The following is a 25,405-nucleotide window of genomic DNA, read 5'->3' on the forward strand; positions in this document are numbered from 1 at the left end:
CAACGGAACGGATAACGGCCATGAAGTTCGAATTCGTCACCGACGCCCACACCGACGACCTCGTCGTCTTCGTGCTCGGTATGAAGGTCCACCGGCCCTGGCGCGTCGACCAGCTGGGCTTCGCGACGATCGCGATGTTCCGTATGCAGGCCGAGCTGGAACGGAACCTCCGGGACGACGCTTCCCTCGGCTACCTCGGCGGTTTCAATGCCCTCGCCAAGCAGGGGCCGATCGTCGTGCAGTACTGGCGCAGCTTCGAGGAGCTCGAACGCTACGCGCGCAGCGACGACCATCGCCACCGTCCCGCATGGCTGAAGATGTACCAGCTCACCCACAGCGCCAGGGGCGTCGGGTACGGCCTCTGGCACGAGACCTACCGCGTGCCTGCGGGCGAGCACGAGGCCATCTACGGCAACATGGCCGGTGAGGGGCTCGGGCGTGCCGTCGGCACCGTCGCTCTGTCGCGGCGCGGGCGTACGTCCCGCGAGCGGATGAACGCCCAGGCGAGTATGTCGGCCTAGGCGTCGACTACGCGAGCCACGCCGCGGCGTCGGCCGGGAGCTTCCCGTCGATGAGGGGCGCGGACGATAGAAGTACCTCGCCGCCCGGCAGGGCCACGGGCTCCGCGGACGCGTTCAGCACACAGCTCAACCGGCCGCCGACGCGTCGGAACGCCAGGCATTCGGGCGGGGCGCCGTACCACTCGATGGCCGCCCCCGCGAACTCCGGTCGCGTCTTCCGCAGTTCGATCGCCTCGCGATACAGCGTGAGAGTCGAATCCAGATCCTCGAGCTCCGCCTCGGCGGTCAGGTCGGCCCAGTCGTCGGGCATGGGCAGCCACGTGTCGGGGGTGGTCGAGAAGCCGTAGGGCGGTGCTGACCCCTCCCAGGGGATCGGCACGCGGCAGCCGTCGCGGCCGCGCTCGGTGTGTCCTGAGCGTTCCCACACCGGATCCTGCAGGGCGTCGTCGGGCAGGTCGACATTGGGCAGGCCCAGCTCCGAGCCGTTGTAGAGGAATACGGTGCCGGGCAGTGCGAGCTCGACGAGGATCATCGCCCGCGCGCGCCGCAGCCCCACTTCGCGCGACGCGCCCGCCTCGGTGCCGTATCGGGTGACCTCTCGCTCGACATCGTGGTTCGACAGCGTCCACGTCGCGACCCCGCCCACGGATTCGACGGCCAGGAGCGAGTTGTCGACGGCCTCCTGGATGTCGGACGCGTCCCAGTGCGCTTCGGCCAGCCGGAAGTTGAAGCCCAGATGCAGTTCGTCGGGCCGCACATACTCCGCGAACCTCTCGTTGTCCCGCACCCACACCTCGCCGACGGTGACCCGCCCCGGGTACTCGTCCATCACCGATCGGATACGACGGTGGATCGCGTGCACCCCGGGGTTGTTGAAGCGCAGATCGTCGTCGTCGTTGATCAGCAGTTCGTTGTGCGTGATGTCCATGTCCGGCAGGCCCGCAGGTTTCGCCATCCCGTGCGCGACGTCGATCCGGAAGCCGTCGACGCCGCGGTCGAGCCAGAACCGCAGGGTCTTCGCGAGGTCGGCGAAGACCTCGTCGTTCTCCCAGTTCAGGTCGGGCTGCTCGGGGGCGAAGAGGTGCAGATACCACTGCCCCGGCGTCCCATCGGCCTCGGTGACCCGGTGCCACGCCGGCCCGCCGAAGACGCTAGGCCAGTTGTTCGGCGGCTCGGCGCCGTCGGGACCGCGCCCGTCGCGGAATATGTACCGCGCGCGCTCGGGACTTCCGGGCGCCGCCGCCAGGGCGGCCCGGAACCACGGGTGCTGGTTCGAGGTGTGGTTGGGCACGAGGTCCATCGTGACCCTGATATCGCGCGAGTGTGCTTCGGAGATCAGCGCGTCCAGGTCGCCGACGGTGCCGAAGAGCGGGTCGATGTCGCGCGGGTCGGCAACGTCGTAGCCGTGGTCGGCCATCGGAGACACAGTGACGGGGGACAGCCACAGTGCATCCACTCCCAGCAGTTCGAGGTACCCGAGACGCTCGGTTATCCCTGCGAGATCGCCGACCCCGTCACCGTTCGAGTCGGAGAACGAGCGTGGGTAGACCTGGTAGAAGATCGCATCCTGCCACCACTGCGTGGACCTGGTCATCCCACTCCTTGTTCGTGTGCTCGGGTCATCGGGGCGCGACATCGGCCGCTTCGGTCACATCGGCGTGTTGACCATCATGTCCGCCGCCATCTCACAGTAGGCGGTCAGCTGGGAGCGGTGCTCGGCGTCCATCCGGTCCTCTCCGATGGACGCGATCGCGATGTACATGCACCGCAGCCACGCATCCCGCGCGAGCGGGGTCACCGAGAACGGGACGTGTCGCATGCGCAGCCGCGGATGTCCTCTCCGATCGGAGTAGGTCCGGGGGCCGCCCCAGTACTGCTCGAAGAACATCCGCAGCCGGTCCTCTGCCGGCCCGAGGTCCTCTTCGGGGTACATCGGCCGGAGCAGCTCGTCCTTCGCGACCTCCTGATAGAACCGGTGGATCAGGTCGCGGAACGTGTCCGCCCCGCCGACCTCCTCGTAGAACGTGCTCACGGTTCAAGTCTGGCACGGGCCGACTCGCGGGTTACGATCCGTACGGTCCACGTATCTGCGGACTTCGACCGACACCAGTCGTGGTGTCCAGACATCATGTAATTTGAGGCGATGGCACAGGGCGTATTCAGCCGCCGGCGCCCGCGGCAGTACGACGGGACATCCGCGGCGGAGGTCGCGGTGTTCGATGCGACCGAGAAGCTGCTGGCCGAGACCTCGCTGCAGGAACTCACGGTCGCGCAGATCCTCGAGAACGCGAAGCTCTCGCGCGCCAACTTCTATCACTACTTCCCCAACAAGTACAGCGTCGTGGTGGCACTCCTGTCGAAGCTGGTCGGCCAGTCGTATTCCGAAGCCGCGCCGTGGGATTCGGCACCCGGACGCATACGTGTGCACACCATGGGCGAGACGTTGGCGCGCACTCTCGACATGTGGTCCGCGCATGGTCCGATGATCTTCGCCGTGATCGAGCACATGCACACACAGCCGACCATCGCGGAGGCGTGGCGTTACACGTTCGCGCGTTTCGTGGACTCGGTCGCCGAGCAGATCGCGCATGAGCGTGCGGTGGGTGCCGCACCCGCCGGGTCCGACGCGAGGATGCTTGCGTACCTGCTGGTCTCAGCTGTCGAACGTGTCTTCTACGTGAGTTCCCGCGGGTTGGATCCGGTGCTGCAGGACCCAGGGGACGTGATTGCCCCGCTCGCTGCGCTGCACCAGGCGGTCGTCTACGGCGACCCGCGCGGCGGGGGGAACGTCGCCGCCACGCGGACGCGAGCGACGCCGGCCATGGCGCCGCCCGCGCCGCCGACCACACCGCAGCCCGACCTCGACACCGAGACCGCGCGCGTCCTGCTCGGAGCGATGGCGGAGCTGCTCGACGGTATGTCGCTGGCGGATATAAGCGTCGCGAAGGTGATCGAGCGCGCGGGAACGTCGCGCGCTTCGTTCTACTTCTACTTCCGGAGTAAGGAGGACGCCTTCGTGGCGCTGTTCCGTAGCGCGGCGTCCCAGGTAGTGGATGACGTTGCCGCGCTGGGCACGGTGCCCCTGAACGGCCCCGAGGACTTCGTGCAGCTGATGCGCACCTGGCTTGCGCACGACGTGCTGCGTGGCCCGATCGTGCGCAACGCGGTGCACGATTGGCCGCGGCTTCCGGAGCTCCGCGCCGCCTACCTCGAAGTGATCGCGGCGGTCGAGGAGGCGATCGCCGTGCTCATATCCGACGCCCGCGGGGACGCCGATGAGGGGATGCCGCCTGCCGCCCAGTATGCCGCAACACTCGTCTGGGCGATCGAGCGGACCGTCGCGGGATCGCTGGCGGGCGAGGATCACCTCGCAGACGTCGATGCCGTGGCCGAGATGTTGGGACGAGTGGTGCACTCGGCTGTAGTCGGGCGCAGATGACCCGCCGGTCACGAACCCTGCCAGCGTCATGCTCCGTTCACCGCGAGGTCCCCGACTCGACCTGCGTGTTGCCACAGAATTGGGGTGCGAATCGGCGGCTCGCGTGTTCCACTACATAGGACGCCCGGATAGGCCGGGCGCGGTGCCGTCGGGCATACGGCCGACGGCCGAAGCGAGCGAGACGGCGGTTGGAGTGGTGTGTCGATGAAGGGTACGAAGAGCGCAGGTGCGCCTATGGCGACCGTGACACCCATCGACTCCGCACGTAACCCCCTCGGTAAGCACCGGGTCCTGCTACTCAACGCCACGTACGAGCCGCTGACGGCGATATCGATGCGGCGCGCGATAGTGCTCATGCTCAGGGACAGGGCCGACGTGGTCCACGACGATCCGAACGGTCCGCTGATCCATTCAGCGGACCGTTCGCTGTCTGTGCCCTCGGTGATCCGTCTCCGCACCTACGTGCGGGTCCCGTATCGGGCCACCGTCCCTCTCACCCGTGCGGCGCTCATGCATCGCGACAAGTCGCGCTGCGGCTACTGCGGCGGCAAGGCCGACACCATCGACCATGTCCAGCCGCGCTCCCGCGGGGGTGGCCACACCTGGGAGAACTGCGTGGCGTGCTGCGCTCCCTGCAACCACAAGAAGGCCGACAAGCTGCTGTCCGAGTTGGGCTGGAAGCTGAGGATCGAGCCGCGCGCGCCGCAGGGTCGTCACTGGCGCCTGCTGTCCTCCGTCAAGGAGGTCCACCCGACCTGGTGCCCGTATCTGGATATGGGTGCCGCATAGGTTAAGTTGGACGGGACACGGCCGACTACGCTCCGTAGGAGGCCGATTGCAGGGCTTGGAAGAGGTGGATGAGTGAGCGTACTCGACATCGTCGGATCGATCGTGGTGGTCGGCACCGTCGCGATAGTCGTGCTGGTCGTCATCGGTATGGCGACCGGGCGCAACCAGAAGTACCAGAAGCCGGGTGAGTACAAGCTCGGCGAGCCCTGGACGCGTGAGCCGCTGCTGTTCAGCGCCGTCGACGAGCCCGAGGTAGGTGGCCACGGCGGGCATCACGATTCGAACGAAGAGCTGATCGGAGGTGCCGCACGTGGCAAGTGGTGACCAGCAGACCGCGACGGTCGTACCCGCGGGTGGACTGCCCCTCGGGGCCGCCATCACCGCGAGCGGGCGTATCTCCGCCACGCGCCGCGCCGAATCGCCCGCGGCCAACCCACCTTTCACGCGGCAGGAGTTGATCGCCCTCGACGAGGCGCTGATCCGCGCGACGCGTGACACCGGAGCCCGGTTCTCCGTGTACATCGGGGACCTGGGGGACGACGCATTCGCCAGCGCCTCCGAAGTGCTGAAGAACTGCCCGGAGCCCGCATACGCCGCGCTCATCGCCGTGTCCCCGAACAGCCGCGATATCGTCGTGGTCACCGGACACGAGGTCGAGCACAAGCTGGGCGACAAGGTGGCGCAGCTCGGCGTCACCGCGGCCATCCCGCCGTTCCAACAGGGGCAGCTCGTCGACGGCCTCATCGCGGCCCTGCGCGTCATGTCCTCCGCGGTCAAGCCGCCCACGGCCTGACCGCCACTGGCAAAGACACAGCGCCCGTTCGGATCTCGGTCCGAACGGGCGCTGTCGTCGTGCGAGGCCGTCCGTCGGCCTCGGCCTCGGGGCGCGCGCTCCGGGCCGGTGTGCCGACTCGTACGGGCCGGCCAACGCGATAGCGCCGACGATCTCCGGCCGAGACACGCGATTCGGCGTCGCGGATCGTCGTCCCCTGCGACGATGGTCGGTGCAGTCCGGTTCGGGGCGAGAGGCGGGAGCAGATGGGTCTACGAGGCCTCTATGACGCGATCGAACGCGCCGTGACGCCGGGCGTCGAGGCGGTCGTCCGTTCCGACGAATTGGCGACGGTCGGACGCGTGGTGAACGCGACCCGCAGAGCCGTGGGCTCCCGTATCGACGCGCTGAGCGGCGGCGTGCTGCATCTGGCGAACCTGCCCACGGCCACCGACGTCCGGCGACTGAGGCGACAGGTGGGGGAGATCGACTTCGAGCTGCGTCGGCTGCGCATGGAGCTGGAGACGCGAGACGGGGACGGCCGTGACGGGCAGGGGACGGCCGATGGTGACCGATCCTGAGCCGGGCGGTGTCCTCGGGCGGATCCGACGTGAGGTGGAGCGCAATGCACTACGCGCCCGCAACGGCATCAAGATGGCCGCCGGTCTGTCGGCCCCCCGCTTGGGGGCGAGTCCCAAGGACACCGTCTGGCGCAACGGCCGCGCCCGGCTGTTCCACTATCGCAACGACGACGTCCGGCGCCGGCCGCCGCTGTTGATCGTCTTCAGCTTGATCAGCCGCAGCTACATCCTGGACCTGACTCCCGGAAACAGTTTCGTGGAGCACCTACAGGACGCCGGATTCGACGTGTACCTCCTGGACTGGGGTGAGCCGGACGAGCGGGATGCGCTCAACGACCTCGAGTACTACGTGGACGGCGCCATCCCGGCGGCGATCCGGGAGGTGCATCGCACGTCCGGCGCCGACCGGATCAACCTGTTGGGTTACTGCTTCGGCGGCGTGCTCACACTGCTGCATGCCGCGCACCACCCGGATACGCCGATTCGGAGCCTCACCGTGATCGCCTGTCCGGTCGACCTGAAGCGTATGGAGATGGTCGAGATCGCCCTCGGCGACTCGCCCATAGACGTAGAAGCGGTCTTGGACGAGGACGGCAACGTCCCGGCGTCGGTCGTGTACAACGCTTTCCGCACCCTCCGTCCGGTCGCAGAGGTGACCGGTTACGTCGATCTGCTGGAGAAGCTGTGGAGCGACGACTACGTCGCGGCGTACCAGGCCATGCAGGGGTGGGGTACGGACCACATCCCGCTGCCGGGTGCGGTCGCGCGTCAGTTGGTCGGGATGTTGTATCGGGACGACGCGATGATGTCCGATCGACTCGTGATCGGCGGAGATCGGGTGCACCTGAACGACATCACGGTGCCCTTCCTGTCGGTCCTCGGGAAGAAGGACCACATCGTCCCCGAGGCGGCTGCCGCGCCGGTGCTCGACCTGGTCGGGTCGGCCGACAAGACGGATCTGCGGTTGGCCGGTGGGCATGTCGGCCTGGTCGTGGGGCGCACCGCCGCCAAGACCACCATTCCGACCATCATCGAATTCTTGGAGAAGCAGAGCGAGCCCCTGACATGACGACCATCCGTTCACTGGTCGCGACGGACGCCGTCGGCCTCGCCGACCTGTTCGCGTCGCTGTCCGAATCCGACCGCACACTGATCCGCGAAGACCTGCACGACACCTCGGCGGTCGGGCGGCTCGTCGCACACCCCGACCTGCACTGGGTTGCGACGTCCGACGACGGAGCCCTGGTCGGCTATTGCGCGATCGACCGCCTCCCCGGGTGGTCCGATCATGTCGGTGAACTGAGGCTCGTGGTGCGCGCGAGTGGCCGCGGCGCGGGCATCGGCCGGTCACTCGTGCGGACGGCGCTGCTCGGTGCGCTGTCGGCCGGCGTCGGCAAGGTCGTGGTCGAGCTCGTCGCCGAGCAGGAGCCGGTGCTGCAGATGTTCTCCGAACTCGGGTTCACCGGCGAGGCGCTGTTGCGCGACCACATCCGCGATCGCGACGGCCGACTGCACGACCTGGTCATGCTCGCGTACCTCGCGAGAGACGCCCATGAGCTTCTGGACACCGTCGGGATCACCGATGCGATCCAGGCGTGACCGCACCATGAGAAGGGACTGGAGATGACGATCCTGGACAGATTCCGGCTGGACGGTCGCGTCGCGGTGGTAACCGGCGCCTCCAGCGGGCTCGGGGTGCACTTCGCACGAGCCCTCGCCGAAGCCGGGGCCGATGTCGTGCTCGCGGCTCGGCGAGTCGACCGGCTGGACGCGACGGCGGCCCTCGTGCAGGCCGCAGGCCGGCGGTCGCTCGCGGTGCGGTGCGATGTCGCGAATACGAGCGATTGTGACGGGGTCGTCGAGGCGGCGATCGCGGAGTTCGGAAACGTCGACGTCCTCGTGAACAACGCTGGTGTGGCGTCAGCCGTACCCGCCAGCCGCGAGACGCCCGATGAGTTCCGGCGTGTCCTGGACGTCAACCTGAACGGCTCCTACTGGATGGCGCAGGCGTGCGGTCGAGTGATGCGGCCAGGCAGCTCTATCGTGAACATCGCGAGCGTTCTGGGCCTCACGACGGCGCAACTGCCCCAGGCCGCGTACTGCTCGAGCAAGGCGGCGGTGATCGGGTTGACGCGGGACCTGGCGCAGCAGTGGACCGGACGCAAAGGCATCCGCGTCAATGCGCTGGCCCCGGGGTTCTTCGCCTCCGAGATGACCGATGAGTTCCCCGAGGGCTATCTGGAGGAGACGATCATTCCGCGGACAGTCAGTGGCCGGATGGGTGATCCGGAGGAACTCAGTGCGGCACTGCTGTTCCTGGCCAGCGATGCAGGCGGCTACGTCACCGGGATCACGCTTCCGGTCGACGGCGGGCTGACGACGAGATGAATGCCGTGAGGATGCTGCCGCGCCCCGGAGCGCCGGGCCTCCCGCTCATGGTCACCGACTACGCGCGGTCCGTCGCCGAGTTCGGCGCGCTCTGCTGGACCTGGCCGGCCTTGGCCCGCGCCCCCCTGGGGGACGGGCAACCGGTCCTCGTGCTCCCGGGCCTTGGGACCGGGGACATGACAACGGTGCTGCTGCGCCGTTTCCTCACGCATCTCGGCTACCCGGTGTACGGCTGGTCCCTCGGCGTGAACATCGGCCCCACCGAACGCATCTCGGCGGGTATGCGCGCACGGCTGTCCGGCATCGCCGAGCGCCACGGTGAGCCCGTGAGCGTGATCGGCTGGAGCCTGGGTGGCATCTTCGCCCGGCAGATCACCCGGGAGCGTCCCGATGAGGTCCGCCAGGTGATCACGTTGGGTAGCCCGTTCAAACTCAGCGACCACGACCAGAGCAACGCGCGCCATCTGTACGAGGCGTTCCGGCGGTTCCACGCCGGCGAGCTGGAGCTGCCACTGGAACGGGGCCAGGGGCCGCTGCCGGTTCCGGCGACGTCGATCTACAGCAGGCTCGACGGGATCGTCTCGTGGCGGGCATGCCTGGACGAACCGTCGGAGCGGGCCGAGAACGTGGAGATACTAGGCAGCCACCTCGGCTACGGCCATCATCCGGCCGCCCTGTGGACTGTTGCGGACCGCCTCGCGCTACCGGCGGGCAGATGGCGCTCGTTCGTGCCGCCGTGGTGGCTGCGCGCCGCGTTCGGCGCGCAGCGACCCGACGGCTAGCCCGAGGCGCGATCGAACTCCTGCGCCCGCAGGCTGCGCGCGACGCCGTCGCGGCCTTCGAGGACGAGACGGCGCAGAGCTGCCGGGTGTTCGCCGGCGAGCCACGCGTCGGCAGCCGCGAGCCCCTCGGCGCTGATGTCCCACGACGGGTACAGGCCGATCACCACGGTCTGTGCGACTTCGGAGCTGCGCCGCGCCCATACGGCGTCGATCGCTTCGAAGTAACGGGATGCGAAGGGTGCCAACAGCTCTCCCTGCCCAGGCGATGCGATTCCGGCTGCCACGGCGCGCGCCAGGATGTTGGGCAGCGAATCGTCGCCGAACACCTTCTCCCACGCCTCCTCTTTGACCCGAAGCTGGGGACGGGCGGCGGCAGCGGTTGCGGCCGAGCGCTCGCCCGTGGCCGTCGGGTCCTTGGCGACCTCCGCCTCGATCGCGGGTGTGGCCGTGCCGTCGGCATCGATAACGCCCGACCGCGCCAGGGCGACGACCAGGCGCCAGCGCATGTCGGTGTCTACGGTGAGCCCCTCCAGGCCGACGTCGGCGGGCGAGGTGCCGTCGAGAAGTGCATGGAGGACGTCGATCTCGGCGTCACCGAGTACCGATCCCGCCAGCGCGTTGACGAATGCGAGCTGATGGTCCGAGGCGGCCTCGGCTGCACGTGCGAGTTCCAGGAGGCGGGCGGCGAACGCCGGACGCCCCTCGGCTGCGGCCCATACCGGGTCGGCGTATGAGCCGATCGCGGTCTGGGCCTGCAGCAGGAGACGCTGTACGACACCGACCTCCGTCTCGGCCCCGATCCCGGCCTGCACCAGTGCCACGAAGTCGCGCGCGCGCATCTCGGCCTGTCGAGTCATCTCCCACGCCGCCGACCAGACGAGTGTGCGCGGCAGCGAGTCGGCGATGTCTCCGATCCGCTCGGTCGCGACGGCCAGGGAGTCGGGATCGAGCCGTACGGAACAGTATGTGAGGTCATCGTCGTTGAGCAGCACGAGCTTGCCACGCGAGATGCCGACCAGGTCGGGTACGTCCGTACTGGAACCGCTGATGTCGATTTCGACGCGCTTGGTGCGCACCAGTTTTCCGCCCTCGTCGTCGTACACGCCCACAGCGAGGCGGTGCGTACGGGTCTCACCCGCGCCCGGCTGCGCTCCCTCCTGGACGATCGCGAACCGGGTGAAGTGGCCGTCGCCGTCGACCTCGAAGTCGGGGCGGAGGATGTTGATGCCGGTGGTCTTCAGCCATTGGGCGCCCCAGTCGGAGAGGTCCCTGCCCGACGACTGCTCCAGGGCCCCCAACAGATCCGAGAACGTCGCGTTGCCGAACTCGTGCGCGGCGAAATAGCCGCGTAATCCGGCGAGGAAGTCCTCGAGCCCGACGTAGGCGACGAGTTGCTTGAGCACGGAAGCGCCCTTGGCGTAGGTGATTCCGTCGAAGTTGACCTCAACAGCCTGCAGGTCCGGGATGTCCGCGGCGACGGGGTGGGTCGACGGTAGCTGGTCCTGACGGTACGCCCAGGACTTCTCGACATTCGCGAACGTCGTCCATGCCGACGTGTACTCGGTGGCCCCCGCCTGGCACAGCACGGATGCGAACGTGGCGAAGGATTCGTTGAGCCACAGGTCGTCCCACCACCGCATGGTGACCAGGTCGCCGAACCACATATGCGCCATCTCGTGCAGCACCGTCTCGGCGCGCCGCTCGTACAGGTACCGCGTCACCTTCGACCGGAATACGTAGTCCTCCAGGAACGTCACGGCGCCGGCGTTCTCCATGGCTCCGGCGTTGAACTCCGGCACGAACAGCTGGTCGTACTTGCCGAATGCGTAAGGGATACCGAAGTTCTCATGGTAGAAGCCGAAACCCTGCCTGGTCTCGGTGAACAGGCGCTCGGCGTCCATGTAATCGGCGAGCGAGGCGCGGCAGAACAGGCGCAGGTCGATGGTTCCGTGGTCGTCGGTGTACGTGTCGGACCACGAGGCGTACGGACCCGCGATGAGCGCGACCAGGTAGGTGGACAGCAGCGGCGTGGTTGCGAACGTCCAACGCCGCGTGCCGTTCTCGGGGTCGGAGGCTGTTCCGGCGCCGTTCGACACGACGGTCCAGCTCTCCGGCGCCGTCACCGTCACGTCGTATACGGCCTTGAGGTCCGGCTGGTCGAAGCATGCGAACATGCGCTTGGCATCGGCCGTCTCGAACTGCGAGTACAGGTAGACGGCGGCGTCGGTCGGGTCTACGAAGCGGTGCAGCCCCTCGCCGGTGTTGGAGTAGAAGAAGCGGCCTGTGATGACGAGCTCGTTGTGTTCTGCGAGCTGCGGGAGCGCCAGACCCGTCTCCTCGGTATACCCGCCGACGTCTAGCGCCGATCCGTTGAGCGTCGCGGAGAGCGAGCCGGGCTCCACTATGAGGTCGATGAACGTGTCCGTGCCGGCCGCGGCGTCGAAGGTCACCGTCGTCGTGGCGTCGAAGGTGTGCTCACCCGGCCCGCCCGCGCCGTCGGTCAGGTCGAGGTCGATCGCGTAGCGAGTCACGGTTACCGCCGCCGCGCGGGCAGTGGCCTGGTCCTGGGTCAGGTTCGGGGATGCCATACAGACATGCCTACAGGATCTATCGACGTAAGTGTCGACGGGGAACGTATCGGAGTGCATCGTTGTTGACATACACGGAACCCCACCGACTCAAAGGAGACCGCTCGTGTCGACCCCTGCTGCCAAGGACCGCGCCGACTTCTGGTTCGACCCGCTGTGCCCGTGGTGCTGGATCACCTCCCGCTGGATCCTCGAGGTCGAGAAGGTCCGCAACATCGAGGCCCGCTTCCATGTCATGAGTCTCGCCGTGCTCAACGAGGGCAGGGAGGGGCTGCCGGAGCAGTACGTCGAGTTGCTGAAGACCGGGTGGGGTCCCGTGCGCGTCCTCATCGCGGCAGCGCAGGCGAACGGTGACGAGGTCCTGCCTGCGCTCTACACGGCGATGGGCACTCGCATCCACAACCAGGGCAACAAGGATCTCGCCGCCGTGACCGCCGAGGCGCTGGCCGAGGTCGGTCTAGACCCGAAGCTGGCCGATGCCGCCACGTCGACCGAGTACGACGAGGCGCTGCGCGCGAGCCACCACGCGGGCATGGACAAGGTCGGGCCCGACGTAGGGACGCCCACGATCCACGTCAACGATGTCGCGTTCTTCGGTCCCGTCCTGTCCCGCATCCCCCGTGGCGAAGACGCGGGCAGGGTGTGGGACGGCGTCGTGGCGCTGGCGGGTTATCCGCACTTCTTCGAGCTCAAACGGACCCGTCACGAAAGCCCCGAGTTCGACTGACCGGCGTCCTGAGTCCGTAAGGTCGATTTCTACAACGCGTGGCGTCGTGGTGCTGGCGAGCGCCACGGCGGCCGCGCCGCTACCGCTGTCCGCCGAGCCGCTAGCGAGCTGCTCCGGTGTCGGAGACGACCGCATCCCAGCCTTTGCGCAGAAGTGTGAACAACTGGGTGAACGCGGCGTCCGGGTCGCCGTGGCGCTCAGCCAGGTCCGGGACGGACAGGGCGAATCTCGCCAGGCCCAGGGCGCGGGCATCGTCGGCGCCCATTCCACACGCCTCCGCGATCGCTTCGCCGAGCGCGGTCTCGTGGCGTTGCAACATGTTCCGTGCGTAGTCCTGCAGCGCCGGTGATTCCGCGACTATCGTGCCGAAGGCGTCGTCGACGGCCGGCTGCACTCCGAGGTTATGACGACGCAGGTGGTCGCTGATCGCAGTCAGGGGAGACGCCCCGGAGGGGCGATCCCGGACGGCGGCGACGAGCCCTTCCTCGATGTCCTCGTCCAGATCGAAGACCAGGGCCTCTTTCGTCGGAAAGTGTTTGAACAGGGTGCTCAGAGCGACGTCGGCTGCCTCCGCCACGTCGCGGACACCGACGTGATCGAACCCGCGCGCGGCGAACAGTCGCATCGCTGCCGCCGAGATCGCCTCCCGCGTCTGGGCCTTCTTCCGCTCCCGTCGCCCTGGGCGCGCGCGGGCGGGTTCAGGATCCACCCGCCCGTCATCCGCTGTCATTCCTCGATGGTAACCGAACATCGGACTTGCACGATAATCGGAGCTGCTCTACTTTTGAGTCTGATAGCTCAATTGGAGGAGGACGAATGACCGCCACGCCCACACGCACGGCCTTGGAGCCGTCACCCAGGCTCGGCTTCGTACTCGTCGCGCTCGGGGTCGGAGCGATCGCGAGCATCTTGGACTCGACGATCGTCAACGTCGCGATCGATCATCTGGCTACGGTCTTCCATGCCGGACTGGCGTCGACGCAATGGGTGATCACTGGATTCCTGCTGGCGATGGCGGCCGTCGTGCCCCTTTCCGGATGGCTGATGGACCGCATCGGGGCACGCCGCACCTGGATACTCGCGCTGTCGGTATTCCTTGCGGGATCCGTACTCTGCGGCGCGGCATGGAATCTGCCGTCGCTGATCGTCTTCCGGGTGCTGCAGGGAACCGGAGCCGGCCTGATCCTTCCGGTGCTCATGGCGCTGATGACCCGGGAGGCCGGCCGAGATCGACTCATGACCGCGATGGGCGGCTTCTCGCTCATCGTGCAAGTCGGTCCGGTCCTCGGCCCTGTGGTCGGTGGAGCGCTCATCGAAGGTGCGGACTGGCGATGGATGTTCCTGGCCAACATCCCCTTCTGCATCGCCGGCATGCTACTGGCGCCTCGCGCGCTGCAACCCGACCCACCGCAGACCGGGGTGCGGAGACTGGACGCGGTCGGCGCGGTCCTGCTGGCGCCGGCGATGGTCGCACTCGTCTATGCATTCGCCCGGATCGCACCGGGGCACGGCCTGTCTCAGCCGGACGTCTGGATCCCGGCGGCCGCCGCACTGGTCCTGGTGGCGGGCTTCATCGGTTGGTCACTACACGCAGGCGACGCCGCTCTGATCGACGTCCGGCTGTTCGCCCGCCGTGGCTTCGCGCTGACGAACCTGATCTCGATCGCTCTGGGGTTCACCATGTTCGGAGGCATGCTTCTGCTGCCCCTGTACTTCCAGGTGCTTCATCGCAGCTCCGTCCTCCAGGCGGGCCTGCTCATGGTGCCACAGGGCATCGGCGCGGCCGCCGTCATCCTCGGAGGCAAGCGGGTTCTCGCGCCCATGACGCCACGCGCGCGTATGGTGCTGGGTTTCGCCGTAATGGCTATGGGGACCGTGCCGTTCGCTATTCCGTCGCTTCGTGACGCCACGCCATTGCTCATGGTTGCGTTGACCGTCCGCGGAGCTGGGATCGGGCTCGCCACGCCAACGCTGAACGCCCTCGCTGTCGCCGATCTCGCTCCGACCGAACTCGCTCGCGGCACAACGGCATTCAACATCGTGCAACGCATAGGAGCGCCCTTCGGTACTACCGTACTCGCGGTGGTCCTGGCCAACTCGCAAGCCGCTCATCCAGCCACGTTCTCCGGTCACGCCGCCGCGTTCGCCACCGCCTTCTGGTGGAGTATCGGCGCAACCGTCATCCCTATCGTCCTCGCCGCGATGCTGCCCGGGCGCCGCCCGCCGCGATCCCGTTCGTGACGGTTGCCCGCCTCGGTCCGGGGTTGCGCCGCGATGTGGCTCAGCCGCGTCCTCGTCGGCGCATCGGGGAAGCCGACCCACCGAAGTCGGCGTCCACCGGTGAACGCCGACTTCGAATCGATCCAGCGGATTCGAGGACGGCATGGTCATCCTCGTCTGACTGCGCGGAGGAATCCGTCCGAGGGTTTTCCCGTCAGTGCACTGTGGCGCCGGTACGGGCGCACGATCTCGTCCCATTCATCGAACGCGAGCCGCCAGCCGTGTTCACGCAACCACGCCGGCCCGGCGACGCCGATCCCGCGGTCGATCGGCTGGTCGGGTGCGGACGTGGTGACGAGGTCCCTCAGATCCCGGTACCGATGCTCCCTTGCATCGGTACCGACTGCGACGGTGAGGATTTCGCTTCTCGGTGCAGACAGGCGGGTGATCGTCGCCAGCACGCTCATCGCGCCTTCGTGCGGGAGGTAGGGGACCGCGCCCTCATCGACCCACAGGCTCGGTACGCCGGGCCGGAACCCGGTGTCGAGTAATGACGGCTCCCAGTCCGAGCACAGGTCCGCGGCGATCACGCGGCGGGCGCAATGGGGTTGAAAGCATTCCGTGAGTCGGTCTTTGAACTCGAACGTCTCGGGCAGATCGATCTCGATCCAGCGCACGTCCGGCGGCAGCTCCATCCGGAACGGTCTAGCATCCAACCCGGCGCCGACCATCACCACCTGCCGTCCGCCTCCGGTCACCCACTCCCGAATCCGGTCGTCGACGGCGCGGACGCTCGCAGTCCGCCCCTCGTAGAACTCGTGCGCCAGGTGCTCGATCCGAGCCCACCGGTCGGCGCCGCCCGGGACGGCGGCGAACGCCGCCCTCGCCGCCGTCGCGATGTGCACGGCGACCGGGTCGTCGTACAGGCGATCGTGGCGATTCGATTCGCGCGCTCGGATCAGTGCGACACCCAACGCGCTCAGAGGAACTCCGCGCAGTGGGTCGCTCTCATTCGTCTCCATACCCGTCACCTCGGCTTGTGCGGCGCTAACTTGCTTACCGGTCGGTTAGCTATCTCACGCTAGTCAGACACCTGACCGACCGTCAAGTAACCTATGCTGGAAACTATGGACGGACGGCGCACCGATACCCGGCAACGCATCCGAGCTGTGGCGATCGAGCTGTTCACCGAGCAGGGCTACGACAGGACCTCCATGCGCGAGATCGCTGAACGAGTCGACGTAACGAAAGCAGCTCTCTACTATCACTTCCCGACGAAGCAGGACATCGTCGACGATCTTTTCGCCGCCGTTCCGGACGGGATCGAGGAGATCGTCGAATGGGCACGAACGCAGCCACCCGGCCCGCGGACGCGGGACGCGATACTGGTGCGTTACGGCCGCCTACTCCATGACGTCGGAAGGGATCTGGCGCGCTTCTTCTACACGAACCAGACCACGTTCAGCCGTCACCCGTCGGCGATCACGATGCGCGAGGGTCTGCAGCTTCTCACCGAGCAGATGATCAAACCGGACCATCAGGCCCGCAACGCGTTCCGTGCACGCCAAGCGCTGCTGATGATCGGCTGGAGCTCCTCGATGATGGGCGACCTGGATCTCACCGACGAGGAGTGCTTCGAGGCTGCACTGCCGCTCGCTCGTACGGTCCTCTCGGGAATCGTCGAACCGGGCGAATTGTAGCGAGCGGCGTCGAGGTCGCGGAGTGCGCACGCTCGATGGGAATCAACTCAGCCGACCAGCTCGCCCCATAGGCGCGCGGCGTCGGACTCACGGGTCGGTCGCCCGTCACCGAACAGGATCGACGTGAGGTCCGCGAGTACCCAGGCCTCGCTCAACGGCCCGACGTCGAACCACGCGGAGAAGTCGACCTCGGCGGTGATGCGGCTGGACGTTCCGAGGAGCGGGCTCTGCAGCGGCGACTCACCCCCACGGGTCACCGAACCGCCCAGCGCGATCATGACCGGAGCGATCTGGTCTCGGAGTTGTTCGCGGGAGACCTCCGTATAGCCCCACTCGTTCCCGGTATTCGATTGGGCCGCAGGCCTAGTCAAGCCGACCCGGCGAAGTACCGGGCCGAACCCGCGGGCGTTCCCGTATACACACAGCTGCGGTCCGCACGCGGACGTCACCGAGACCTCGGCGCCGGCGAATCGCGACGCGGCGATGCGGTTACGCAGCGCCTTCTCGCGCGCAGTGAGACGAGCCTGGAGCGTCTCGGCCCGAGCGCGGTGCCCCGTCACTGCTCCGAGCGTGTCGAGGAGCTGCCCGAGCAGCGGCAGCCTGTCCAGGACGACCACGGGCGCGATCCGGCGGAGGGCGGGCACGATGTCGTCGTTGCCCGTGTTCGGGCGGCCGATCACGAGGCTCGGGCGCGCCGCTGCCACGGCCTCGGCATCGCCGGCGGCCACCAGCTTCACACCTGCGCGTCTCAGTACCGCGTAGCCGCCCAGCACGGACGGATCCGGCTGATAGCGATAGCGGCCGGCGTGGGTCGGTACGACTCCTATCGACAGGAGCGCCAGTGCCGTCTGGAAGTCGAGTGCCCAGATCCCGGTGTCTGTGACGCGAACGTCGACGGGCCCCTGGTCGCCGGAGACGGTGACGCTGGTTCCCGACGAAGCCGTGGTGCCACGACCCGAGGCACCGCACGCTGTGAGCACGACCGTCCCGGCCAGCAACGCGACGACAGCGCGGAGGACCCGGTGCGAGTGGGTTTCGCGTCCGTTCATCGTCGCGCGCCGATGCGCCAGGACCTGTCCGCGCGGAGCCGGTCGTGGATTCGCCCGAACGTCCCGCCCGTCCGCAGGAGCTCCGACGGCGAGCCCTGTTCCGCGATCCGGCCGTGTCCCATCGCGATCACCTGGTCCGCGGTCTCCAGCGTGGCGGGCCGGTGTGCGATGACGATCGTCGTCCGGCCAGGCGCCTCGAGTCCGGCGACGGCCGCGGCGACGGCCCTCTCGTTCTCGGGGTCCAGGGCGGACGCGGCCTCGTCGACGAGCACGATCCGCGCGCGTTTCAGGATGGCGCGGGCGATCGCCACTCGTTGACGTTCGCCCCCGGACAATCTCGCGCCCGCCTCACCGACCCGGGTGGACCAGCCGTCGGGCAGGCGGGATACGACTGCATCGAGGCGCGCGGCCCGCGCAGCGTCATCGAGCTCTCCCCGGGTCGCGCCGGGGCGCGCGATGAGCAGATTGTTCTCGATGGTGTCGTCGAAGAGGTAGACGTCCTGGAAGATGATCGCGATCTCGTCGAGCAGGACCCGCGGGTCGAGCTCGCGGACGTCCACGCCACCGACGGTGACACGGCCGGCGTCGACGTCGAAGAATCGGGCGATCAATCGGACGACCGTCGTCTTCCCCGAACCCGACGGACCGACGAGTGCGGTAGTGCTTCCGGGGCGGCACCGCAGCGTCACACCGTCGAGGGCACACGTATCGGTGCCCGGGTAGCTGAACACCACATCGTCGAAGGCCACCTCGGGGGTGGATATCACGGTGGCCGGAACCGCCGGCACGGGCAGCGGTGCAACGTCGAGGAGTCGTTCGATACGGCTGATCTTGTTGGTCATGGCGCGCACGGCACCGATCAGGTCGATCAGCGTGCCGATGGACTGGAGGAACCGGGACACGAGAACGAGCAGGACGACGGCGCTGATCGGGTCGATCCGGTCGGCGTCGAGCAGGGCGGCGATCAACACGAGCGTGACGACGAACCCGACCGAGACGACAGCCGAGTATACGAAGAACGGGGTACGTGCCCGCCGCATCCCGTCTCGGTAGGTGACCCTATGGCGGTCCAGGGCCGCGCGCATGCGCCCGGTGCCTGCTGCCGATCGTGCGGCCCGCAGCACCGGTTGCGCCTGCCCGAATTCGATCGCCTGTCCGGCCACCTCTGCGGCCGCCTGCTCCAGTCGGGTCTCGGCGTCGGCGGAGACCCGGGCGGCTCGCCTGAGTGCGATCGCGGCGGCGACCGCGATCGCGCACAGGGCGAGACCGACCGGCGGGGCTACGAACAGCGTCACCACGGCGACCGTGGCAGGGAAGAGGGTCGCGGTCAGCACCGGCCCGCCGATGGTCACCGTGAGATGCGCGGCGTCGCCGACGTCGGCGGTGACGGCGCGGGCGAGGCGAGTCTTGTTCTGCGTCGTGAACCAGCCGATCCCCAGGGAGGTCACGTGTGTCATAAGCCGGCGGCGCAGCTGCGCGGCGATGGTCGCGGCCGCCGCATAGCCGATCGGGTCGGCGACCACCCGGAGCACACAGAACAGCACCGCGCCCGCGGCCCCTGCGACGAGCCACGGCAGCGCATCGTCGACGCCTCCGTCGCCGTGGGCGAACGCTCGGAGTAACGGTAGGAGTAAGGCGAGCATCAGACCCTGCAGGATTGCCTGAGCACCTGTCAGCAGCCAAAGGCGTAGCAGCAGACGGGGATCCGGGCAGAGTCGGTACAGTCGCCGAATCACGCCGGGACGCCTTCCTGTGCCGCCCACATCCGGGCGTACCGACCGCCGCGCGCGAGCAGCACCTGATGCGAACCCTGTTCGACGAGCCGGCCCCCGTCGAGCACCAGGATCTCGTCGGCGTCGACGACTGTGTGCAGCCGGTGCGCGATGACGATGACCGTGCGGCCGACCGTCAGCTCCGCGAGGGCGTCCTGGACCGCGGCCTCGGCGTCGGGGTCGAGCGCCGCGGTGGCCTCGTCGAGCAGGACGATACGAGCGCGGGACAGGATCGCGCGGGCGATGGTGATCCGTTGCCGCTCGCCTCCCGACAACGCGCCGGCGGTTGCGTCGAGGACGGTGTCGTAGCCGAGCGGCAGCTGCCGGATCACGTCGTGGACGTGTGCCGCCCGGGCGGCCGCGACCACCTCGGCGTGCGTCGCCTCCGGCCGGCCGATGCGGATGTTCTCCGCGACCGTGTCGTTGAGGAGCATCACGTCCTGGAAGACCAGAGACAGCGAACCCAGTAGCTCCCGGGAGCCCATGTCACGGACGTCCACGCCGCCGATCCGGATCGCTCCCGCGGTCACGTCGTGGAAGCGGGGGATCAGTGCGACGAGGGTGCTCTTCCCCGCGCCCGACGGCCCGACCACCGCGGTCAGGCTTCCGGGCGCGAACGTGGCCGTGACGTCGTCGAGTGCGAGTGATCCGCCGTCGTAGGAGAACGAGACGCGGTCGAATTGGATGTCGGTCGTCGCCGGCATCCGGGATCCGGCGGGTTCGGACAGCGCGGGTTCGAGCAGAAGTCGCTCGATGTCGGCGGCACCCATGCGGCCCTTGCGTACTCCCTGTGCGGCCGACACCACGGGAATGATGGCCGTCGGCATGCCGACGGCCACTATCAGGCACGCGGCGATATCGCCGATTCGGATGTCTCCGCCTGCCACCAGGAAGAGTCCGGCGGTCGTGACCGAGATCAGGATCGCCATCTCGGAGCCGAGCACGCGGGTAGCGGCCGAGCTGTACCGAACCTCGCGAACCCAGGCCGCGAAGGCCTCGGTGTGCTCATCGACGGCGTCGTCGAACCGTCGCAGCACCCTGCCTCCCGTTCCGAACGTCTTGACGACCGCGATGCCGTCGGCGTATTCGATGCTGGCTGTACTCATCCGGCGTTCGGCGGCGACGAGCCGGTTCATGTGGCCGGTCATCGACCGCATCGAGACCCGGTAGGAGAGGGCGGTCGCGGCGACCACGGCGATCACGACCGCGGTCAGTCTCAGGTCGACCGACACCAGGTAAGCGGCTGCGACCGCCGCCGCGATGGCGGCGCCGACCAGCTGGCCCAGCGCGTGGGCGATGACCTCGTGCATCTCTTCGAGGTCGCCCGTCATCGCGCGCTCGACCCGTCCGGACCCGGCCGAGCGGAACCAGCCGAGCGGCACCGTGCCCAAGTGGTTGACGATCCGTTCCCTCAGGTGGTGCAGGACGGCCGCGTCCGCGAAGTGCCCGAGGCGGGAGGACTGGACGAACAGCAGGAGCCAGATCGCGGAACCGGCGGCGCCCACCCAGACCCATGTCCAGACACGGTCGGTGCCGGCGCCCAGGACCTCTCGCGCGATCTCCGCGACTGCGATGTACGAGCCCATCCCGGCCGCCGCCGAGCCGATCGACAGCGCGGCGCACCCGATCAGGTACGGCCGAACGGGTCTCAGCAGCCGTCCCAGCGCGCCGGGGCCGGCGAGTCCGTCGGTGCCCTTTGGCATCTCGCCTTCGGATGAGTCGCGCATAGTCGTTCCTCAGGAGTCGGGAGAGGTCCACCCGGCCTCTCGGTGAGACCGATCCTGTCGAATCAAGCCGACTTGATGTCAAATGTCTGTATGGATCCCATGTTCGGCGTCTCGATCGGCGCGGCAGCGGCGTTATACGACCTGGCTCCATCGACGGTGCGGTGGTGGGAGCACGAAGGTGTGCTGCCCGAACCCGAGCGTGTGGGTGGGCGGCGCATGTACTCAGAGGTGGACCTCCGCAGGATCGGTCTGGCCTACCTCTGTTGCGTGACCGGGGCGATGCCGCTCGACCAGGCGGCCGTGGTGACCTCGGGAGATAGGACACGGCAGTGGCAGGGCGTCGTCGCCGTACACGCCGAGATGCTCGCGCAACGCATCGAGGAGTTGCGTAGCGCACGCGAGTATCTGCTGCATCTCATGCGTTGTCCCGACGAGGACGTCGTCGCCCAGTGCCCCGATCTCGACGGTGAGCTCATGCGCTGCACGCCGCGGGGGCGTGCCGACGAGGCGGGACTCGTCGCCGCGGCCAGGGCGCTGGCCGCCGCGGCCGGGTCGGGGGCAGGTAACGGAATTCGACGTGAGCGTGACGAAATGACGGACCGCTGCGACTGTTGCGGAACATCGATAGCGCAAGCGGGCCGCGGGCGACGTCGGCTCTACTGTTCACGTGCCTGTCGGCAGCGGGCGCATCGACGGCGCCACGGGGCCGGATAGCCCCCGGATCGACGATGAACGCCCGGCCGGGTCAGGCGCCCCCGCCGGGCGGCGGCGCCAGAACCTCCTGCTTGGAGTGGTTCGGGACCTGGCCGGCCGGGACGGCGGCACCACCGCCGATGCCGCGCGTGGGCTGCGCGGGGGGAAAGAAGACGGCGCCTGCACGCGTGCGGTTGCGGAGAGCCTCTGCACGCCAGGTCAGTACGGGATGCGATGCCGTGAGGTTGGCGAGCCAGGTGAAGAAGCCCTTGTCGGTGGACGCGCGGTCCGCGACCAGATCGAAATCGACCTCGACGTTGAGATACTTGCCCGCGCCGAGCGTACCGATTGCGCCGGGTACACCCGACGGTTGGTTGAAGTAGCCGTAGTTGTCCGCGGTGTACTCCTGCGAACGCGACAGCGCCGAACCGATCACGGGCAGGTACTGCATCGCGACAGAGCCGAGTTGCCGCCAGTACGAGACGTGCCCCGCCGCGATGTGCCCCACCTCGTGCCCGACGATGAAGCGCAGCGCCTCGGGATCGCGTGCTGCGCCACCGATCTCGAACAGATCGCTGTACACGACCACGTAGCGCCGGAACCCGTGACCGGATGCGAACGCGTTGATCTGGCCGTTGCCCAGCACCACGAACGCGTCCGGGACCTCGCGCAGCCCGTACCGCTGCGCCGCCTCCCGCACGATCGCGTAGCCCTCGGGGAACTGCGTCGGCGTCATCTGGATGCCGTTCACGCGTGGCGACGCCCAGGTCGTGCCGCGGCCGAGCCAGACGACGAACGGCAGGATCAGCGCGATCAACGCGTACTGTCCGATGCCCGTCAGATGGCCCAGCGCCACGGCGGAGATGGCCGTGACGTAGACCCCGACGGTGCACAGGATCACGAGTACCAGAAGCGGGATCTCGGCGGGGTGCCGCCGAGGAGGGCCCGAGTAAGCGGGCGCCGGGCCGGGGCCCTGTGGGTAGATCGGGCCGGGGCCCTGTGGGTACGTCGGGCCGGGGCCCTGCGAGTACGTCGGGCCGGGCACCTGCGGATAGGTAGGGCCGGGATACCCGCTCGAGGGCGCCGGCGCGTCCGCTCCTCCCTGCGAACCCGCGCCCGACGGTGACCGGTAGACCGGTGGTCCCTGCGGCCCGGGGTACTCGGGCGCGGGGCCGGACGGGTTCGCCGGGTACTGCGGCTCTCCTGATGAGTGCATACAAAGAAGGTAACCGCAAGCCGGGGTCGGTGGCGGCGGTGCGCGTCTGCCAGACTGTGTACATGCGCGTATACCTCGGCGGTGACCACGCCGGATTCGAACTCAAGGGACAGATCGCCGAGCATCTGACCGCACAGGGGCACGAGGTGATCGACTGCGGAGCCCATACCTACGATGCTCAGGACGACTACCCGGCGTTCTGCATCGATGCCGCCGCGAAGGTCGTCGCCGACCCGGGCAGCCTCGGCATCGTGCTCGGCGGGAGCGGTAACGGCGAGCAGATCGCCGCCAACAAGGTCCCCGGCGCGCGTTGCGCGCTCGCGTGGAGCGTCGAGACCGCGCAACTCGCGCGGCAGCACAACAATGCTCAGCTCATCGGCATCGGCGGGCGTATGCACTCGAAGGAGGAGGCGTTCGCCATCGTCGACGCCTTCGTGACGACAGCATGGTCCGAGGAGCCGCGACATCAGCGGCGCATCGACATCCTCGCCGAATACGAGAAGACGCACGAAGCCCCCGCGGTGCCGGGTGCCTGAGCCGGCGGAGCACTAGGGGGTGCCCGAGGGGCACACCCTGCACAGGCTGGCGCGCGATCACACCGATCTGTTCGCGGGCAGGCGGGTGGCGGTGTCCAGCCCACAGGGCAGGTTCGCAGCGGAGGCCGCGCGTGTCGACGGCCTCGTCTTCGAGCGGGCCGAGGCGTGGGGAAAGCACCTATGGCACCACTACACGCCCGATCGGCGCGGCGCCGCGGCGCCGATCGTCCACGTCCATCTCGGGCTGTACGGCACGTTCACCGACTTCGATAGGCCGGAGCCTCCCGTCGGGCAGGTGCGGATGCGCATCGCCGGGCCCGACGGCGGCACCGACCTGCGCGGGCCGACGGCTTGCGAGCTGGTCACCGAGGAACAGGTCGATGCCGTGCTCGCCCGCCTCGGCCCGGATCCGTTGCGCTCGGACGCCGACCCCGAGGCCGCGTGGCGCCGGATCTCGAAGTCCGCCCGGCCGATCGGCGCGCTGCTCATGGACCAGAAGGTCATCGCCGGTGTCGGCAACGTCTATCGCGCCGAGGTCCTGTTCCGCGCCGGCATCGACCCGTACCGGCCCGGTCGGGCCGTCACCCGCGAGGAGTTCGACGCGCTGTGGGCCGACCTCGTCGCCCTCATGCCGATCGGTGTCGAGCGTGGCCGCATGCACGTCGTGCGCGCCGAACACGACCACGGAGCGCCGTCGTACGCCCCCGACCGCCCCCGCACCTACGTCTACCGCCGCGCCGGCGAGCCGTGTCGAGTGTGCGGCCGGCCCGTCGTCACCGAGGTGATGGACGCACGGAACCTCTTCCGCTGCCCCACCTGTCAGACGTGATCCAGCGGCCGGCGATCGGCGACGAGGGCTCCTGACAGCAGTACCAGCAGAATCAGCGCGAGCAGGACCTGGGGATGCAGCCCGGCGACGGTGGGATTGTCGAAGCCGGGATCCTGCACTGCGGTTCCGGGAAACAAGGGAGCCGCGAGTAGTCCCACCCAGGGCGTGGCGACGAGTGCACAAGCCGTCCGCATCTGTGTCCGAGTGCTGCCGCCGCGCCGCGCCGTCAATGTCAGCGCGGTCGCGCCCAGCAGGACCGACATCACGATGTACTGCGCGTCGTGGAACTTCGCGTGTGGCGGCCATGCGTCGTTGCGCAGGTGTTGGGCAGCCGTGGCCGGGATGACGAGATCCGCCAGGGGTGCGCCGACCATCGTGGCGAACGCGGCGGCCGCGGTGAGTGCTCGCGAGACCCGCGAAGCCCTCGTCTTTGCAGTGATCATCTTCTAATCTCCTTGCTGGTGAGTGGATTTCGTATGGTCGGCCTGAAGGAACCGTTCGACGACGATGCGCACGTAGTCGAGTTCGAAGCGTCGACCTGCCAGGAGCCGGCGGAAGAACAGCGGGCCGTGCAGGCAGTCGATGGCCGAGTCGACGTCGACATCGCGCGGGAGGGCGCCCCGTGCGATCGCATCCGTGAGTACGGCGCGCACGGCGGAGGTACCCGATCGATACAGCGACTCCTTGACCTCCGCGTACTTCGGATCTACAGCGGCCCTCTCGATCACCACGCGCATGCCCTGCTCGATCGCCGGTTCGTGCAGCATCGCGCGTACCTCCGTGAGTGCGGCGAGCAGGTCGTCCCTGAGATCGCCCGTCGGCCGGGGCCTGGTCAGATCGACATGGCGAGTGACCGTATCGCACACGAGATCCGGAGTCTCAGGCCACAACCGATACAGGGTGGCGCGGCTGATCCCGCTGCGGGCAGCGACGGCGGTATGCGTCAGACCGGCCAGTCCGCGCTCGATGAGCAGTTCCCGCGCAGCCGCGAGTGCGGTCTCGCGACTGCGGACGGTGCGGGGATCGGGTGGACGCATCGCCTCTCGTTTCTGCAACGATCTGTCTCACATCTATGA

General features: G+C 68.3%; 27 protein-coding genes. 16 read left to right on the plus strand and 11 right to left on the minus strand.

The window, feature by feature from the left end; genetic code table 11:
• Positions 1–20: 20 nt before the first annotated feature.
• Positions 21–521 carry a DUF4188 domain-containing protein gene (locus P0W64_RS04090; protein ID WP_275478793.1) on the plus strand — a complete coding sequence of 167 codons (501 nt, stop codon included), beginning with the start codon at positions 21–23 and terminating at the stop codon, positions 519–521.
• A gap of 7 nt (positions 522–528) precedes the next feature.
• Here P0W64_RS04090 and P0W64_RS04095 read toward each other — a convergent pair whose 3' ends face one another.
• Together P0W64_RS04095 and P0W64_RS04100 are read right to left on the minus strand one after the other, a co-directional pair.
• Positions 529–2,157 (minus strand): glycoside hydrolase family 13 protein, encoded by a 1,629-nt coding sequence (locus P0W64_RS04095; protein ID WP_275478794.1) that lies wholly within the window; start codon positions 2,155–2,157, stop codon positions 529–531.
• A 12-nt stretch (positions 2,158–2,169) separates the two neighbouring features.
• Positions 2,170–2,553, minus strand: a complete 384-nt coding sequence (locus P0W64_RS04100; protein ID WP_275478795.1) for a globin — start codon at positions 2,551–2,553, stop codon at positions 2,170–2,172.
• 111 nt (positions 2,554–2,664) lie between these two features.
• On the opposite strand from P0W64_RS04100, the gene P0W64_RS04105 reads away from it, so the two are divergent.
• The 9 genes from P0W64_RS04105 (at position 2,665) to P0W64_RS04145 (ending at position 9,272) form a co-directional block, all read left to right on the plus strand.
• The gene (locus P0W64_RS04105; protein ID WP_275478796.1) at positions 2,665–3,960 is read left to right on the plus strand and encodes a TetR/AcrR family transcriptional regulator; all 1,296 of its coding nucleotides are present in this window, start codon (positions 2,665–2,667) and stop codon (positions 3,958–3,960) included.
• 234 nt (positions 3,961–4,194) lie between these two features.
• Positions 4,195–4,749, plus strand: a complete 555-nt coding sequence (locus tag P0W64_RS04110; protein WP_275478797.1) for an HNH endonuclease — start codon at positions 4,195–4,197, stop codon at positions 4,747–4,749.
• A gap of 72 nt (positions 4,750–4,821) precedes the next feature.
• Positions 4,822–5,073 (plus strand): hypothetical protein, encoded by a 252-nt coding sequence (locus P0W64_RS04115; protein WP_275478798.1) that lies wholly within the window; start codon positions 4,822–4,824, stop codon positions 5,071–5,073.
• Positions 5,060–5,542 carry a DUF5130 family protein gene (locus P0W64_RS04120; protein ID WP_275478799.1) on the plus strand — a complete coding sequence of 161 codons (483 nt, stop codon included), beginning with the start codon at positions 5,060–5,062 and terminating at the stop codon, positions 5,540–5,542. Before P0W64_RS04115 ends, P0W64_RS04120 begins: the two co-directional genes overlap by 14 nt.
• Positions 5,543–5,787: 245 nt before the next feature.
• Positions 5,788–6,102 (plus strand): hypothetical protein, encoded by a 315-nt coding sequence (locus tag P0W64_RS04125; protein WP_275478800.1) that lies wholly within the window; start codon positions 5,788–5,790, stop codon positions 6,100–6,102.
• Positions 6,086–7,171 (plus strand): alpha/beta fold hydrolase, encoded by a 1,086-nt coding sequence (locus P0W64_RS04130; RefSeq protein WP_275478801.1) that lies wholly within the window; start codon positions 6,086–6,088, stop codon positions 7,169–7,171. The genes P0W64_RS04125 and P0W64_RS04130 overlap by 17 nt, the downstream gene beginning before the upstream one ends.
• Positions 7,168–7,701, plus strand: coding sequence for a GNAT family N-acetyltransferase (locus tag P0W64_RS04135; RefSeq protein WP_275478802.1), 534 nt, complete (start codon positions 7,168–7,170; stop codon positions 7,699–7,701). Before P0W64_RS04130 ends, P0W64_RS04135 begins: the two co-directional genes overlap by 4 nt.
• 24 nt (positions 7,702–7,725) lie before the next feature.
• Positions 7,726–8,490, plus strand: a complete 765-nt coding sequence (locus P0W64_RS04140; RefSeq protein ID WP_275478803.1) for a glucose 1-dehydrogenase — start codon at positions 7,726–7,728, stop codon at positions 8,488–8,490.
• Positions 8,491–8,501: 11 nt separating this feature from the next.
• On the plus strand, positions 8,502–9,272 hold the full coding sequence (locus tag P0W64_RS04145; RefSeq protein ID WP_275478968.1) for an alpha/beta hydrolase: 771 nt from the start codon (positions 8,502–8,504) through the stop codon (positions 9,270–9,272).
• On the opposite strand, the gene pepN is transcribed toward P0W64_RS04145, so the two are convergent.
• The gene (gene pepN, locus P0W64_RS04150; protein ID WP_275478804.1) at positions 9,269–11,860 is read right to left on the minus strand and encodes an aminopeptidase N; all 2,592 of its coding nucleotides are present in this window, start codon (positions 11,858–11,860) and stop codon (positions 9,269–9,271) included. The genes P0W64_RS04145 and pepN overlap by 4 nt on opposite strands.
• Positions 11,861–11,966: 106 nt before the next feature.
• Here pepN and P0W64_RS04155 point away from each other — a divergent pair, with 106 nt between their 5' ends.
• Positions 11,967–12,587, plus strand: a complete 621-nt coding sequence (locus P0W64_RS04155) for a DsbA family protein (protein WP_275478805.1) — start codon at positions 11,967–11,969, stop codon at positions 12,585–12,587.
• A gap of 100 nt (positions 12,588–12,687) precedes the next feature.
• Here P0W64_RS04155 and P0W64_RS04160 read toward each other — a convergent pair whose 3' ends face one another.
• Positions 12,688–13,317, minus strand: coding sequence for a TetR/AcrR family transcriptional regulator (locus P0W64_RS04160; protein ID WP_275478806.1), 630 nt, complete (start codon positions 13,315–13,317; stop codon positions 12,688–12,690).
• 86 nt (positions 13,318–13,403) lie between these two features.
• Between P0W64_RS04160 and P0W64_RS04165 the strand changes: the two genes are divergently transcribed.
• Positions 13,404–14,828: a DHA2 family efflux MFS transporter permease subunit gene (locus P0W64_RS04165; RefSeq protein WP_275478807.1), complete on the plus strand. Its 1,425-nt coding sequence runs from the start codon at positions 13,404–13,406 to the stop codon at positions 14,826–14,828.
• A gap of 146 nt (positions 14,829–14,974) precedes the next feature.
• Here the strand turns inward: P0W64_RS04165 and P0W64_RS04170 are convergent, their stop codons facing one another.
• A complete protein-coding gene (locus P0W64_RS04170; RefSeq protein ID WP_275478808.1) occupies positions 14,975–15,829 on the minus strand; it encodes an SAM-dependent methyltransferase in 855 nt (284 codons plus the stop codon).
• A 105-nt stretch (positions 15,830–15,934) separates the two neighbouring features.
• On the opposite strand from P0W64_RS04170, the gene P0W64_RS04175 reads away from it, so the two are divergent.
• Complete coding sequence (locus tag P0W64_RS04175; protein WP_275478809.1) at positions 15,935–16,507, plus strand: TetR/AcrR family transcriptional regulator; 573 nt, start codon at positions 15,935–15,937, stop codon at positions 16,505–16,507.
• Between the two features lie 47 nt (positions 16,508–16,554).
• Here P0W64_RS04175 and P0W64_RS04180 read toward each other — a convergent pair whose 3' ends face one another.
• Genes P0W64_RS04180 through P0W64_RS04190 form a run of 3 tightly spaced genes read right to left on the minus strand, consistent with a single transcriptional unit; the run spans position 16,555 to position 21,055 of the window.
• Complete coding sequence (locus P0W64_RS04180) at positions 16,555–17,556, minus strand: ABC transporter substrate-binding protein (RefSeq protein WP_275478810.1); 1,002 nt, start codon at positions 17,554–17,556, stop codon at positions 16,555–16,557.
• Positions 17,553–19,292: an ABC transporter ATP-binding protein gene (locus tag P0W64_RS04185; protein WP_275478811.1), complete on the minus strand. Its 1,740-nt coding sequence runs from the start codon at positions 19,290–19,292 to the stop codon at positions 17,553–17,555. The genes P0W64_RS04180 and P0W64_RS04185 overlap by 4 nt, the downstream gene beginning before the upstream one ends.
• Entirely contained in the window at positions 19,289–21,055 is a 1,767-nt protein-coding gene (locus tag P0W64_RS04190) for an ABC transporter ATP-binding protein (RefSeq protein ID WP_275478812.1), read from the minus strand. The genes P0W64_RS04185 and P0W64_RS04190 overlap by 4 nt, the downstream gene beginning before the upstream one ends.
• 75 nt (positions 21,056–21,130) lie before the next feature.
• Here P0W64_RS04190 and P0W64_RS04195 point away from each other — a divergent pair, with 75 nt between their 5' ends.
• Positions 21,131–21,769, plus strand: a complete 639-nt coding sequence (locus P0W64_RS04195; protein ID WP_275478813.1) for a MerR family transcriptional regulator — start codon at positions 21,131–21,133, stop codon at positions 21,767–21,769.
• Positions 21,770–21,800: 31 nt separating this feature from the next.
• Here P0W64_RS04195 and P0W64_RS04200 read toward each other — a convergent pair whose 3' ends face one another.
• Complete coding sequence (locus tag P0W64_RS04200) at positions 21,801–22,964, minus strand: M48 family metalloprotease (protein ID WP_275478814.1); 1,164 nt, start codon at positions 22,962–22,964, stop codon at positions 21,801–21,803.
• A 62-nt stretch (positions 22,965–23,026) separates the two neighbouring features.
• Between P0W64_RS04200 and P0W64_RS04205 the strand changes: the two genes are divergently transcribed.
• Both P0W64_RS04205 and P0W64_RS04210 read left to right on the plus strand, forming a co-directional pair.
• Positions 23,027–23,500 carry a ribose-5-phosphate isomerase gene (locus P0W64_RS04205; protein ID WP_275478969.1) on the plus strand — a complete coding sequence of 158 codons (474 nt, stop codon included), beginning with the start codon at positions 23,027–23,029 and terminating at the stop codon, positions 23,498–23,500.
• Positions 23,501–23,519: 19 nt separating this feature from the next.
• Entirely contained in the window at positions 23,520–24,329 is an 810-nt protein-coding gene (locus P0W64_RS04210; protein ID WP_275478815.1) for a zinc finger domain-containing protein, read from the plus strand.
• Here P0W64_RS04210 and P0W64_RS04215 read toward each other — a convergent pair.
• Together P0W64_RS04215 and P0W64_RS04220 are read right to left on the minus strand one after the other, a co-directional pair.
• Positions 24,320–24,772, minus strand: coding sequence for a DUF6640 family protein (locus tag P0W64_RS04215; protein WP_275478816.1), 453 nt, complete (start codon positions 24,770–24,772; stop codon positions 24,320–24,322). The two genes, P0W64_RS04210 and P0W64_RS04215, sit on opposite strands and share 10 nt — an antisense overlap.
• A gap of 3 nt (positions 24,773–24,775) precedes the next feature.
• On the minus strand, positions 24,776–25,366 hold the full coding sequence (locus tag P0W64_RS04220) for a TetR/AcrR family transcriptional regulator (protein WP_275478817.1): 591 nt from the start codon (positions 25,364–25,366) through the stop codon (positions 24,776–24,778).
• Between the last annotated feature and the right edge of the window lie 39 nt (positions 25,367–25,405).

Source organism: Tsukamurella sp. 8F (genome assembly GCF_029167375.1).
Taxonomy (GTDB): domain Bacteria; phylum Actinomycetota; class Actinomycetes; order Mycobacteriales; family Mycobacteriaceae; genus Tsukamurella.